The organism is Gordonia sp. VNK21, from assembly GCF_046098115.1.
In the GTDB taxonomy this organism is placed as follows: domain Bacteria; phylum Actinomycetota; class Actinomycetes; order Mycobacteriales; family Mycobacteriaceae; genus Gordonia.
In genome coordinates, this window is sequence record NZ_JBJURU010000009.1 from 200,200 (window position 1) to 213,547 (window position 13,348).

The 13,348-nt window shown below is 71.1% G+C and carries 11 protein-coding genes and 1 riboswitch; of the genes, 1 reads left to right on the forward strand and 10 read right to left on the reverse strand.

The features are described from left to right. Positions 1-29: 29 nt before the first annotated feature. From ACJMNC_RS11895 to ACJMNC_RS11915, 5 genes are all read right to left on the reverse strand, one after another. Positions 30-3,263, reverse strand: coding sequence for a BTAD domain-containing putative transcriptional regulator (locus ACJMNC_RS11895; RefSeq protein WP_408948160.1), 3,234 nt, complete (start codon positions 3,261-3,263; stop codon positions 30-32). 63 nt (positions 3,264-3,326) lie between these two features. Then, positions 3,327-4,088 (reverse strand): ABC transporter permease, encoded by a 762-nt coding sequence (locus tag ACJMNC_RS11900; protein WP_408948161.1) that lies wholly within the window; start codon positions 4,086-4,088, stop codon positions 3,327-3,329. Continuing rightward, a complete protein-coding gene (locus ACJMNC_RS11905) occupies positions 4,085-4,894 on the reverse strand; it encodes an ABC transporter permease (RefSeq protein WP_408948162.1) in 810 nt (269 codons plus the stop codon). The genes ACJMNC_RS11900 and ACJMNC_RS11905 overlap by 4 nt, the downstream gene beginning before the upstream one ends. Further along, positions 4,891-5,856 carry an ATP-binding cassette domain-containing protein gene (locus ACJMNC_RS11910; protein ID WP_408948163.1) on the reverse strand — a complete coding sequence of 322 codons (966 nt, stop codon included), beginning with the start codon at positions 5,854-5,856 and terminating at the stop codon, positions 4,891-4,893. Before ACJMNC_RS11910 ends, ACJMNC_RS11905 begins: the two co-directional genes overlap by 4 nt. A gap of 92 nt (positions 5,857-5,948) precedes the next feature. Further along, positions 5,949-6,755, reverse strand: a complete 807-nt coding sequence (locus ACJMNC_RS11915; RefSeq protein WP_408948164.1) for a hypothetical protein — start codon at positions 6,753-6,755, stop codon at positions 5,949-5,951. A 98-nt stretch (positions 6,756-6,853) separates the two neighbouring features. On the opposite strand from ACJMNC_RS11915, the gene ACJMNC_RS11920 reads away from it, so the two are divergent. Next, positions 6,854-7,657 carry a hypothetical protein gene (locus ACJMNC_RS11920; RefSeq protein ID WP_408948165.1) on the forward strand — a complete coding sequence of 268 codons (804 nt, stop codon included), beginning with the start codon at positions 6,854-6,856 and terminating at the stop codon, positions 7,655-7,657. A gap of 59 nt (positions 7,658-7,716) precedes the next feature. On the opposite strand, the gene ACJMNC_RS11925 is transcribed toward ACJMNC_RS11920, so the two are convergent. The 5 genes from ACJMNC_RS11925 to ACJMNC_RS11945 all read right to left on the reverse strand — a co-directional run bounded on the left by ACJMNC_RS11925 (position 7,717) and on the right by ACJMNC_RS11945 (position 13,032). Next, entirely contained in the window at positions 7,717-9,336 is a 1,620-nt protein-coding gene (locus tag ACJMNC_RS11925) for a DUF222 domain-containing protein (RefSeq protein ID WP_408948166.1), read from the reverse strand. A gap of 269 nt (positions 9,337-9,605) precedes the next feature. Next, positions 9,606-10,394: an ABC transporter ATP-binding protein gene (locus ACJMNC_RS11930; RefSeq protein ID WP_408948167.1), complete on the reverse strand. Its 789-nt coding sequence runs from the start codon at positions 10,392-10,394 to the stop codon at positions 9,606-9,608. Beyond that, a complete protein-coding gene (locus ACJMNC_RS11935; protein WP_408948168.1) occupies positions 10,391-11,419 on the reverse strand; it encodes a FecCD family ABC transporter permease in 1,029 nt (342 codons plus the stop codon). Before ACJMNC_RS11935 ends, ACJMNC_RS11930 begins: the two co-directional genes overlap by 4 nt. After that, positions 11,416-12,435 carry an ABC transporter substrate-binding protein gene (locus tag ACJMNC_RS11940; RefSeq protein WP_408948169.1) on the reverse strand — a complete coding sequence of 340 codons (1,020 nt, stop codon included), beginning with the start codon at positions 12,433-12,435 and terminating at the stop codon, positions 11,416-11,418. The genes ACJMNC_RS11935 and ACJMNC_RS11940 overlap by 4 nt, the downstream gene beginning before the upstream one ends. A 57-nt stretch (positions 12,436-12,492) precedes the next feature. Then, positions 12,493-12,667, reverse strand: a riboswitch (cobalamin riboswitch). Positions 12,668-12,687: 20 nt separating this feature from the next. Continuing rightward, the gene (locus ACJMNC_RS11945; RefSeq protein WP_408948170.1) at positions 12,688-13,032 is read right to left on the reverse strand and encodes a hypothetical protein; all 345 of its coding nucleotides are present in this window, start codon (positions 13,030-13,032) and stop codon (positions 12,688-12,690) included. Between the last annotated feature and the right edge of the window lie 316 nt (positions 13,033-13,348).

Here is a 13,348-nt window from a genome sequence, read left to right on the forward strand (position 1 = left end):
TATCCGCCGGAAGCCGTTCGGCCGCCGCGTCATCCGGCGCGGCGGCCGAGCGCATCGGTCACCGCGTCGAGGGCTTGACGCCGCGACCAGTGCGCGGCGCGGTGCGCCAGCCGGTCCCACTGCCCGTCGCTGAGCACGCTCTGCTCCCGGCGCCGGGCGAACAGGGTGCCCAGGGCCGGGAAGTCCTGCCGCAGGCGCAGCGGCCGGGCCGCCTCCATCAAAGCCGCTCCGTCGGCGGCGGTCGCCTCGTCGGCCCCGAGCACCGCGCCCAGCGCCAGCGCCGACGACCCGATCTGCGGGATGTCCCGGAAGGCGCTGCGCGCCAGCGCAGCCCGCAGTCCGGCGGTCAGTGATCCGAGGTGCTCGCGCGCCCGGTCCCGCTCACCGACCAGAATCAGTCCGGCGACGCCGACGGCGATCAGCAGTTGCCGCCCGGGGTCGGCGGTGGCCGGATCGTAGTCTTCCTCGACCAGGTCGATGGCCTGGCCGAACAGGCCGGCGGCCGGCACCGCGACGGGTCCGGTGCCCCCGGTGCGCGCGAGTTCGGCCCAGGCGATCACCAGCCACACCACGAACTCCGGGTCGCCGTTCGGCGCCGGCAGGCCGGGCCGCCACGGCGAGAGGCCCTCGAGTTCGGCGCGCCCCGCGACCGCGTCGCCGCTGCCGATGAGGCTGACCGCCCGTCGCAGCCGCGCCTGCAGCGCCTCCTCGTCGGCGCCCACCGTCTGCAGGCCGTCGATGGCCGCCTGCAGTCGCACCGCGGCCGGCGCCCACCTGCCCTGCTGGCTGAGCAGCGTCGACGCACTGAGTTCGTTCATGGCGGCCATCCACGGTTCGGCGGTCAGGTCGGCGCCGAAGGCTTCGCTGTCACGCAGTGCACCGGTCAGGTTCCCGGCGTTCTCCCGCAGGTTCTGCCGGATGGACAGGGCCAGCCGGCGCACCTCGTCGCTGCCGTGGTCCACCCCTGCGCACACCTGCCGTACCCAGCCGCCACCGGTGCGCTGCAAGGCCAGCGCGGTGAGGAAGTCGCCGCCCTGGGTCAGCGCCGCCTCCGGGGTGAAGGTGGGGCGCAGCAGCATCCGTATCCGGGCCAGTCCCCGGGTCACCTCGTGGCCGGCGCTGTCGGGTTCGAGGACCTGCGGCACGCCGGCGGCGAGGACGGCGAACTGCCAGCGTTCCCGGCCGGCCGCATCGAGTCCGGCGGGCGGACGGTGCAGGGCGCCGAGCACACGCGCACCCCAGGTTCCGATCTCGGCGTGCAGCCCGCGCAGCATCCACAGCGCGGCCAGCACCGGGAAGACGTGCACGGCCGTCTCGTCGTCGGTGCGCCCGCTGAGGTCGGGTGTCAGCGCGCGGCGGAGCACCCACACCAGGTTGTCGGCGTCGGCGTCGACCAGGGCGCCCAGTTCCGGGTCCGCGGACCGGTTGAAGCTGCCCAGCAGTCCGGCGGTGAGCGCGCGAGCCCAGCCGGCCATCGCGGCGTCGATGCGTGCCGATGCGTCCGGCGTCCCGGCCAGCCGGTACTCGCCGAATTCGCGGACGGTCTCCATCATCCGGTACCGCACCCGGCCATCGGTCTCGCTGACCTGCAGCAGCGACTGATCCACCAGTGCGGTGAGTGCGTCGTCGAGCGCCACCCCGGACAGTTCGCCGACGCTGCCCGCGGCCGCGGCGTCGAAGCCGCCCGGGAAGCGGCAGAGCGCGGTGAGCAGGGTGCGGGCATCGTCGGTGAGCAGTTCCCAGCTCCATTCGATCACCGCGTACAGGGTGCGGTGGCGGTCTTCGACGGTGCGGTCGGCGCTGCGCAGCAGGGCGAAGCGTTCGGCGAGGCGGCCGGTGATCTCGGCGACGCTCATGGTGCGGATCCTCGCGGCGGCCAGTTCGATGGCCAACGGCAGTCCGTCGAGATAGCCGCAGAGGGCGGCCACCTCGTCGCGGTCGAGCGTCGCGCCCGGCCGGACCGCACGGGCGCGCTGAACGAACAGCTCGACGGCCGGGCCGTCGTCGTGCACCGGCAGCGCGGGCAGCTGGTGCACCGCCTCGGCGCCGAGGATCAGCGGTGATCGGCTGGTGGCGAGTACCTGCAGGTTGGGGGCGGCGGCCAGCAACTCGCCCACCAGCCGGGCGCAACCGTCGATCACCTGCTCGCAGTTGTCCAGAATCAGCAGCAGGTCCCCGGTACCGACGGTCTCGGCGATGACATCGGCCAGCTCGCCGATGGTGGTGCGCAGCCGGCCGGTGCCGCTCAGTTCGCTCTCGCCGACGCCCAGCGCCCCGGCCACCGCGGCCGCGACATCGGCGTCATCGCGGACGGCGGCGAGCGGAACGAACTGCACCGTCCGTCCGGCGCGCTCAGCGGCCAGCCCCACCGCATGCGCGATGCTGGTCTTGCCGACCCCGCCGGGACCCTGCACGGTGACCAGCCGGTGCCCGGTGAGCAGTGCCTCGATGGCGGCGAGGTCGGCGTCCCGGCCCAGCAGCGGGCTCAGACCGGCGCGCAGACCGCTGTGTGCCGCGCGGCCGGCACTCGGCTCCCGATCGGGCGTCTCGGGGTCGTCGGCCAGCAGCCGGGTGTTGAGGGCGGTGATCGCCGGCCCGGGATCGATGCCCAGCTCCGTGGACAGGACCCGGCGCAGCCCGGCGTAGACGGCCAGCGCCCGGGCCCGTTCGCCCTGGGCGGCCAGCGCACGCATGAGCAGCAGGTGAGCCTCTTCGTCGAGCGGGTCGGCGGCGCACCGGTTCTCGGCGATCGTGCGGGCCTGCCGGTAGTCGCCGGCCTCCATCAGCTGCTGCCCGCGGGCCAGCTCGAGCCGGCTGTGCAGTTGCCCGGCGCGGCGCCGCAGTTCGCCTGCGGTCCCGTCCAGCGGCCCGTCGCCGAGGTCGCCGCCGGGTTCGCCGCGCCACAGTCCGGCGGCCCGCTCCAGGGCGGCGGGTCCGCCGTCGGTGAGCAGTTCACCGGCCAGCTCCAGATCGGTGCGGGCGCCGTCGAGCCGGTATCCGGCGGCGACGGCGACGATCTGCGCGGTGCCGAGCAGCGGGCGCAGCCGGGAGATCTGGGTCTGCAGCGCATTGGCGGGCGATCTGGGCGGTGCGTCGTCCCACACCTCGTCGATGAGCCGCCCGGCGGGCAGCACCCGGCCGCCGGTCAGGGCCAGCGACGTCAGCAGGCGGCGGGCCCGCAGGCCCGGCACCGGAGTGCCGTCGACGGTGACCGGCCCCAGCAGGCCGATCAGCGGCGGCTCGTCGCCGGCGTGTGCACTCACCCGATCAGGGTACGTCGGTCCCGCCCGGGTGCCCGGGAACGCAGCCGGGCCCCGGGGGCGGGGCTAGCGCTGGGCGCGATAGCGGCGCACCGCCAGCAGCCCGAAGACGGCGGTGAGTCCGGCCGCCCAGGCCAGGGTGATCCAGGCGTCGAATCCCCAGAGCGGCCGGCCGGCGGTGGTGGCATCGCGCAACGCCCCCACCACGTGCGAGACCGGGTTGATGCGGGCCACCGGCTGCGCCCAGCCGGGCAGGTCGTGCAGCTGCACCATGCCGGTGGACAGGAACGAGAGCAGCAGCATGATCGCGTTGATCCCGGCGGCCGCGTCCTCGGGCGAGCTGGAGACCATGGCGATGGCCACCATCAGCCAGGACATGCCGAAGGCGAAGATCAGCGCCACACCGACGTACACCAGCACCCCTACGGCGCCGTTGTGGAAGCGGAAGCCCATGATCGCCGCGACCGCGGTCACCAGGACCACGGTGACCAGGGTGCGCGTCAGGTCGGCGAGGATCCGGCCGGCCAGCGGCGCCACCGACGACATCGGCAGGGTGCGCAGCCGGTCGTCGAAACCGGAGGTCCGGTCCTGCTGGGCGCCCACCGCGGTGGAGATGCCACCGAAGATCAGCCCCATCACCACATACAGCGGGGCCGCGTACTGGATGTAGACCTCCAGCGGTTCGCCGGGAAAGACCATGCGCCCGAAGGACATCGACAACAGCACCATCAAGGCGACGGGCATCAGCGAGGTGGCGGTGACCATCACCGGCGAGCGCGACATCAGCCGCAGGCCCCGGCCGGCCATGAGTGCGGTATCGGTGATCATCCGACCCTCCCGAAGACGCGCGGGGCGAGCAGCCCGAAGAAGGCGAGCAGTCCGATCATCCAGGCGACGGCGATGCCGACGGTGGACGCGGTGTCCACCGAGCCGTCGGTGGTCACCGCGCGCAGCGCTTCGGCCACACAGGACAGCGGCTGGTTCTCGGCGAAGCCCCGCAGCCACGACGGGTAGACGTCGCCGGGCACGAACAGGATCGACACCAGCAGCAGCGGATAGAAGACGATGCCGCCGAACACCTGGACCTTCTCCGGATCGACGACGGCGAAGCCGAGGACCAGGTACGGGAGGATGAACGCCAGCGAGGCCAGCGTGACGAGCCCGTAGAAGCCGAGCACACCCAGGATCCCGGTCTGGAACCGGAAGCCCATGATGAAGCCGACGACGATCAGCACGGTGGCCCCGATCAGTGCGCGTATGGCCTCGCCCAGCAGCAGCGAAATGATCGGCGCCGCACGCGATATCGGCATGGCACGCAGCCGCGACACCATGCCGCCGCCAGCATCCTCGGCGGCCCAGATCGACCCGGACATGGCGGCGAAGAGGACACTCTGCAGGACCACCGCCGGCAGCATGTACTGCGGATAGTCCAGTCCGCCACGGTCCATGATCGTGCCGAAGACGGTCATGAACAGCACGGCGAACATGATCGGGAAGACGATCGCACCGACGAACGACGACGGCCGGCGCGACATCAGCCGCAGGTGCCGCAACGCCAGATACCAGCTGTCGGCGATCAGTGCCGGCCGGGCCGCCGGCGGCGCCGTCGCCGGCGCGGCGGAGGCGGTGCTCATGCGCCCGCCTCGCCGGCGGCCGCCGGCTGCGCTGCGACGTCGGTCGTGGTGGCCTGGCCGGTCAGGGCGAGGAAGACGTCGTCGAGCGTCGGATGCCGCAGGCCCACATCGTCGGGCACCACCTGGTGCTCGTCGAGCAGCCGGATGACGTCGATCAGAGTGCCCGGTCCCTGGGCCGGCACACTCAGCTCGCTGCCCGAGGTGCTCACCTGCCACTGCCGGGCGAGGATCTCGGTGACGGTGACCCGCTGACCGTCGTCGGGCACGTCGATGCGGCACACGGATCCGCCGACCAGTTCCTTGAGCTGAGGCGGGGTGCCCTCGGCGATCACCGTGCCGTGGTCGATGACCACGATGCGGTCGGCCAGCTCGTCGGCCTCGGCCAGGTACTGGGTGGTGAGGATGACGGTGACTCCGGAATCGCGGAGCCGGTTGACGCTGTCCCACAGCATGTTCCGGCTGCGCGGATCCAGGCCGGTGGTCGGCTCGTCCAGGAACAGGATCTTCGGGTCGCCGATCATCGAGGCGGCCAGGTCCAGGCGCCGGCGCATGCCGCCGGAGAAGGTGCCGCTGTGCCGGTCGGCGGCGTCGGTGAGGTCGAACTCCTCGAGCAGGGTCTCGGCGCGTTCGCGGGCGGCGCTCTTGCCGAGTTTGAACAGCCGGCCGAAGAGCACCAGGTTCTCCCGGGCGGTGAGATTGTCGTCGAGGGCGGCGAACTGGCCGGTGAGCCCGATCAGCGGGCGCACCCGCGCCGGCTGTGCCACCACGTCGATCCCGGCCACCCGGACGGTTCCGGCGTCCGGGCGGAGCAGGGTGGTGAGCACATTGATGGTGGTGGTCTTGCCGGAGCCGTTGGGTCCGAGCAGACCGAGGATCTCTCCTTGGGCCACCGCCAGATTCATTCCGCGCAGCGCGTGAACGTCCTTGAAGGACTTCTCCACGCCGATGGCTTCAACAATCACTGTCACATCCCGAGTTAGGTTTGCCTTACCTGGCGAGGCTAGCAGTGCAGGCGGCGGGATTGAACCCCTGCGGGATCGCGGTGCGGGCGCGGCTACTGTTCGGCGGCGGTGAAGTAGGCTGTCGTCACCCCCACGACGGTCGGCGCGGGAAGGTCCGGGGTACCGGAGCCGAGCTGTCCTACCCGGACCGTCCACTGCGCGGCCGAGGAGCCCACCGGATTCTGGTTCACCTCGGTGAGCACCACGTCGTCGGTGCCGGAGCAGCCGTAGGCGCCGCGCAGATCGTCCGACCGGCCGCCCCAGGCGCCGCCGTAGCGCAGGGTGCACCGGGTGCCGTCGGCGAGTTCGAGCGCCCACGGCCACGGGTCGTCGGGCCGGGTGACCGGTGTCAGGGGTGCATCGGCGGTGAACCGGTGCAGCACGGTCTCCCACGGATCGAAGGCGCACAGCAGGCCGGTGTCGCCGGGTTTGGCCGGCCAGCAGGTGTGCGCACCGGCCGCATTCGGGGTGCAGTCGTACATGCCGCCGGTGGTTGCCGACCGCGTCGAGTAGGCCGGCGCGCCGCACTGGACCTGTCCGGGAGCGTCCGCCGAGACGCTCCAGCCGTCGCGGGGCTGTCCGTCGGCGCCCACGGCGATCACCGTCACGACCTGCGTGGCCGCCTCCTGCCCGGTGCCCGCCGCGGTGGTGTCCCCGGAGCCCTGGCCGCCCCCGGATCCCTGGCCGTCGCCCGACCCCTGACCGGCGTCACCGGAGGCGCTGTCGGTGACCGTCACATGAACGGTGGACGTCCCGGCGGGCGCGGTCTGGTCGTCGTCCTTGCTGCAGGCGGTCAGACCGCTCGCCAGCAGCACCGTCGCGGCGGCGGCGCAGATCCCGGTGGTGCGCGCGATGGTCATCGGCTTCCTCTTTCGTCGGGTACGGTCCTGGTGTTCACTGGGACTATCGGTGCACGGCGGTGCAGCGTTAGACGATCATTCTTTTGGAGGCCTCCCCCATGTCCGACCGCACCCCGCAGCCCGGCGACGCCGACTTCCCCATCGAGGAGGGAGCCACCGTGGCGCCGATGCTGCTCGGTATCCCGGCCGGCGGACTGATCCGGCTGTGGTCGTCCCCGGAGGAATCGGCGCTCTACAGCGTCGACGAGGAGGGCTACGAGGAGCTGGCGGTGCTCATCGGCAGCGGCGCCATCGCCCGCACCTTCCCGGTCAACGGGCGCAGCCAGGAAGCGGGCATGTTCCACGACGAGAGCGGCCTGCTGCTGGTGCAGAACGGCGAGCCGGTGGAGGTGGACCAGGACACCGCCGCCGACGGGGACACCGAGATGCCCGAGTTCGGCACCAGTATCTTCACCCTGAATCCGGCCGGTGAGGAGCAGGCGCAGGACGATCCGTGGGCCGAGCTCGAGGAGACCGTCACCCAGGTGGTGGTGGACTCCTTCGCCCGCGGCGAGCTAGTGGTGGTCGAGCCGCTCGGCTACACCCCGGACGGCGACGCGCTGGTGGAGAATCCGTATGTGCTGATCGGGCTGGCCCAGCAGGAGGACGGCACCATCCACGTGCTGGTGGAGGGTTCCCCCGCCCCGGCCAAGAGCGAGATCTGGCCGCCGTCGGACGATCCGCGCGGCGCCACGCTGACCGCCCCGGCCGACGAGGACGCGGTGAACGTGACCGGCTCGCTGGCCATCGACGCGGTCAAGGAGTGGGGTGTGGGTCCGTGGGACCTGATCATCACCTATGTCGACCCCGCCGAGGCCTTCGGCGCCGGCGAGGCCGAGCAGCCACCGGCCGACGAGGACTGAGGAGGCCTCGCCGCGACCGAACGGCCTCCTACGACGGGCGGTGCCGTAGGAGGCAGACGCTAGAAGGGTGGTGGTCCGGCGTCGTGTTCGGCTTGTTCGCGCAGGGCGCGGTGTCGGGCGCGGACCGATCTGCGCCAGGCGTGTTTGTATGCGGTGGCGGCCTGTAGGCCGCCGCCCCGGGGACGGGAGTCGTCGCTGCCGGTACTGGGATCGAGGTCCCCGGCGGTGTGCTCGGGTCGTCGGTGCCGGCAGCGGAGTCCGGTCAGTTGCGGGAACAGCCATTGGTTCTCCGCGCGGGTCGCAGCGGTGACACCGTGCCCGGTGGTGATCGAGGTCCAGAACTGTCCGTCATCATCGATCCACAGGTCGTCGACCCACCCGTCCTGCGGACGCAGGGCACCTAGGTGCGTTTTGATCTGATGATGTTTCAGGCATTTCGGATCCAGGTTGCACAGACACGTCGGACCACCCGAGGCCGGGCAGATCTGGTCGAACTCCTCGACATGATCGAGCTGGCAGTTCCAGGCGGCGCGTTCACACCCCGGGACGGTGCACGTCCCGAACAGGGCACGGACCAGCGCATCGACCGTCGCCGTCGGACGATACGGATCGGCGTCCTGCCAGGTCCGGCCGATCACCCCCTCGTGCGCGGGATCGAACAACTCGGCCAGATCCAGATCCCGCACCACAGCATCCGGGCGTCCGGCGAGCCGCCGGATCTCCTCGGCACTGACCGGCCCGTGACCATCGAGATACCCCGGCACATCCCGGTCCCGACGCCGCACCGACCCGGCGCCGTCCTCGGGGGCGTCGTCGGGTTCGGTGGCGTCGTCGGTTTCGAGGACGCTCTTCTGGCAGACCGCGTGAATCACGATCCGGGCTTGGCGTTGCGAGATCTCTTCGGCGCTCAGCGTGGCGGTACAGGTCGCGGCATCCCCGCAGGCGCAGGTGAACGGTATCCGCCGCAAACACGCGATCGCCGCCGCCGAACGCCGCTGCCCCGGGGTCCGCGGATCGTTCGGGCAACACCCCTTCGCCAACGCTGTGACCGCCTCGAGCGCCAGACGCGATTCCTCCGCATCGGCGGTGATCGTCACCCCACCCAGGCCGTCCCCGCGATCACGGTGCACGACATTCATCCGCGACCGGTTCTTCTCCCGCCGCCGACGATCCGCATCCACATCCCGGCCGGCGACGACCCGATCAGCGATCCGCCGCGCCGCCCGCACCGACACATGCCCGGCCCTGCCCAACGCCGACGCCAGATCCGCATCCACCACGGCCAGGATCGCCGGGTCGTCGACGATGTCGGTGCGATCAACCACCGTAGTGAACATGTCCGGATCGATCACCCCATCCCGCAACAACACCGCAGTACCCGGCAAACGATCTACGGCCGCCATCGCCTCAGCCACCAACGCCCGCGCCCGGCCAGTCGGCACCGCAAACCCGATCGCCACCTCCTCAACGGTGATCGTCCACGGATCGAGCAGATCCCGCTCCGCCACACCGGCCTGAACCTGCGCACCCACCTCCGCCAACGCCAGATCCAGAAACTCGGCGATCGCCTGCAACTGCGCGAAATACAGAAACGACTGACCCCGATGCGCAGCCACCGCATACGCCATCCACCCACGACACTGCGCATCGACACCAGCCTCATGCCCGGGAACGACCATCCCCGCAGCAGAACAATCCACCCGCCCCCACACCGACGAACCGTCCGTAGATGTCATCGTCGTTCACCTCCCCCGCGAGCCGACACGCTATAGCTTGTACGTTCGAATCCATTGTGCAACGCGGTACTGACATTCCGGGGCCTCGACCCCGCGCAACCTTCTCTACGTCCTCTGACCTGCCATTTTCCTCTGCTTCTGGCGATCCAGAGACGCCGACGCACTGCACATCAGCGGATACTCATACGCCGTCGGCGGCGAGCGGACGCGCCCTACGTTCCGTCCGGACCGCCGAGTGCCCGCCGCAGCCGGACGTACAGCCCGTCGTCCTCGGCGACGGTCGCGTGCACGCCGAAGACGCCGTCGATGGCCTCGGCGGTGATCGTGGCCGGCGGGGTGCCGGCGGCCACCACCCGGCCGCCTTCGAGGACCAGCACCTCGTCGCAGAACATCGCGGCCAGGTTCAGGTCGTGCAGAGCGATCACCGCGGCGGCCGGCGCGGTGCGGACGTGCTCGGTGACCAGTTCGAGCAGGCTCAGCTGGTATTTGATGTCGAGATGATTGGTGGGCTCGTCGAGGATCATCACGGTCGGTTCCTGGGCGAAGGCCCGCGCGATCTGCACGCGCTGGCGTTCGCCGCCCGAGAGGGTCCGGTAGCGCTCGGTGAGCAGCCCGGTCAGCTCGGTCTGCTCGCACACCCGCGCCAGGACCCGGCGGTCCTGGGCGGACGCCCCGGACCAGCCGCGCCGGTGCGGCGTGCGGCCCAGATCGATCACGTCGGCGACGGTCGGGTCCTGGTCGGTGACGACGGACTGTTCGACGAACGCCACCCGGCGGGCGACGGCGCGGAGCGACATCGAGTGCAGCGGTGTGCCGTCGAGCAGCACGGTGCCGCGGGCAGGCGGGCGCAGACCGGCCAGCACCCGCAGCAGCGACGACTTTCCGGAGCCGTTGGGGCCGAGCAGTCCGATGATGGTGCCGGGTTCGGCGCGCAGGCTCACCTCGTCGACGATGCGGCGGCGCCCCACGTCCCAGCCGATCCCGTTCGCGTGCAGGCTCATCGGCGTCCCTGCCGGATGAGGACGACGATGAAGGCGGGCACCCCGACGATGGCGGTCACCACGCCCACCGGCAGTTCCTCCGGTGCGATGATCGTGCGGGCCAGGACGTCCACCCAGATCAGGAAGAGCGCGCCGATCAGGGCGACGGTCGGCATCATGATGCGGTGCCGCATGCCCACCAGCGCGCGGGCGGCGTGCGGGAGCACCAGTCCGACGAAGCCGATCGCCCCGGCGACGCTGACGATGACGGCGGTGATCAGGGCGGTCACCCCGAGCAGCAGGATCCGGGTGCGGCCGACGTGGATCCCCAGCGACGCGGCGGCGTCGTTGCCGAAGGTGAAGGCGTCGAGCGCGGACGCGCACAGCAGGCAGACGATAAGGCCGGCGGCGGTGACGGCGGCGCAGGTGCTCACCTCGGTCCAGGTGGGGTTGGCCAGCGAGCCGAGCAGCCAGAACAGCACGCCGCGGGTCTGTTCGGCGTCGGCGGCGGTGTAGACGACGAACGAGGTGAGCGCCGAGAACAGCTGGGTGCCGGCGATACCGGCCAGCACCACGCGGTCGGTGGTGCCGCCGGCCAGCGCCGCCAGCAGCAGCACCAGCGCGAAGGCGACGACGGCTCCGAGGAAGGCGCCGCCGGCCATGCCGATCACGCCGGCGCCCACGCCGAGCAGCACCACCGACACCGCACCGAGCGAGGCGCCCGAGGAGACGCCGAGCACGAACGGGTCGGCGAGCGGGTTGCGCAACAGCGACTGCAGGACCGCACCGCACACGGCCAGTCCGGCCCCGCACGCGGCGGCCAGCAGCGACTGCGGCAGCCGCAGATTCCAGATGATGCCTTCGCGGATACCGCTGAGCCCGGAGTCGCCGCCGGTGATCTTGGCCTGGAACGACGCCCACACGTCGGACAGGCCGAGCCCGGACGGCCCGATGGTGAGCGCCCCGGCGATGGAGACGACGATCAGCGCGAGCCCGGCCAGCCAGAGCAGTGCGATGCGGGCCGGGCTGCGCTCGAGGCCGATCAATCCGCCAGACCCAGCTTCTTCAGTCCGTCGGCGACGGTCTGAATGCCGTACACGGTCCGCAGCGACGGGTTCATCTCGGCGCCGGTGACCTCGATGTAGCGCTTGTTCTTGACCGCGTCCATCTCCCGGGTGACCGGATTGGATTCGAGGAAGGCGATCTTGGCCTCGGCGGTTTCGGCGGTCTGGCTCTTGCGGGTCAGATCACCGATCACCAGTACGTCCGGGTTGCGGTCGGCGACCACTTCCCAGTTGATCTGCGGCCATTCGTCGGTGGTGTCGTCGAAGACGTTGTGCAGGCCCAGTTCCCGGTCGATGATGCCCGGGGCGCCGCAGCAGCCGGCCATGTAGGGCGATTCGGAGTTGGCGAACCAGTACAGGACGCTGACGTCCTTGACGTGCACGCTGTCGCGGGCCGCGGTGACCTTCGCCTTGAGGTCGTCGACCAGGGCCGTGCCCTTGTCGGGGACACCGGTGAGCTGCGCGATCTGGTCGATCTCCTTGTACACGGCGTCGAGGGTGACCGGCTGGTCGCGGGCGCCGTCGCCGCCGTTGGCCACCTTGCCCTCGCAGTCGGAGGGCGCCAGGTAGGTGGGGACGCCGAAGTCGGCGAACTGCTTGCGGGTGGCCACTCCGCCCTTGCCGAGGGTCGAGCTGAACGAGGCGGTCACGAAGTCGGGTTCCTCGGCGAGCACGGCCTCGAAGGAGGGCGCGTTGTCGGCGAGCCGCTTCACCTTCTCGTTGTCGGCACCCAGGCTGTCCAGGACCGGGTCGGTCCACGTGGCGGTGCCCACCATGCGGTCGGCCAGACCCAGCGAGAGCAGGACTTCGGTGGTGCCCTGGTTGAGGGAGACGATGCGCTGCGGGGCGGCGTCGACGGTGACCTTCTCCCCGCAGTTCTCCACGGACGTCGGGAAGGAGCCGTCGGCGGACGCGCCGACGGGGGTGTCGTCGTCGGTGGCGCTGCAGCCTGCCAGGAGCAGGGCTGCGCAGCCGGCCAGGGCGAGACGGCGGATCATGCGGGGACCTCTTCGTGATGCGGACCGTGTCGCGCGGCCCGGCGCCATCCCCGGCGACGGTGTGTGCCGGGAGCCAGCAGGTCTTCGGGCTCGGGATCGTCCGCTGCCGGGCGCCTTCCCGGATCTCTCCAGTGGCGTGTGCCCGTGCGTCACCCATACCGCTGCGCGTCAGCCCCGGAGTCGCACCGGGTTCCTGCCCCACACGGGGTGTACTGGCGAGGGTCAGTCTACGTATCGCTCGTTCCGGTCAATTCACCCGTCCCGATCTGCGGTATCCGGGTCGGCGCGGCAGAGCGCTTCGGGGCAGCCCTGCCAGGTGCCGACGGCTCGCCGGATGGCTTTGGCGGCGACGGCCCGCGGATAGCGGTCGGCGACGGGCGTGAAGGCGGTGACGCTGGCCGCGATGTGGTCGTCGAAGAAGTCGCACACCTCGATCAGCGAGAGCATGTGCTGGATCACCGCGCGCAGCACGAAGTGTTTGACCAGGTCGCCGGGCGGCAGCATGGCGTCGATCTGGTCTTCGGTGAGGTTCCGGTAGCGGCTGCCGCCCGATGAGGGCGGCGGTGCGGTGCGGGCGGATCTGATGAGCGGCGGCATGACGGCGATGTCCTTGCGGTGAGGTCCGGTGGGCCGCGGTGCAGCGGCCCACGTTCTCGCGAACACGACAGGATGTCAGTCGCCTCGGACATTCCGCGTCACCCGGCGGACACGGGGGTGCGAGACACATTTGTAGGTGGCGGTCCGGTTAGGCGCTGATCGGTGTGGTTGGTGTCTGGTTGTGGTGGTGGGTCCAGATGGTGTCGAGGCGGTTGCTGGCGTGTTCGGCTCGGAGGGTGAGGATGCCGGTGGCGCCGGGGATGTTCCAGTGCATGCCGGAGAGTTTCAGGCGGGCTCCGGCGAGGGAGTTGCAGCC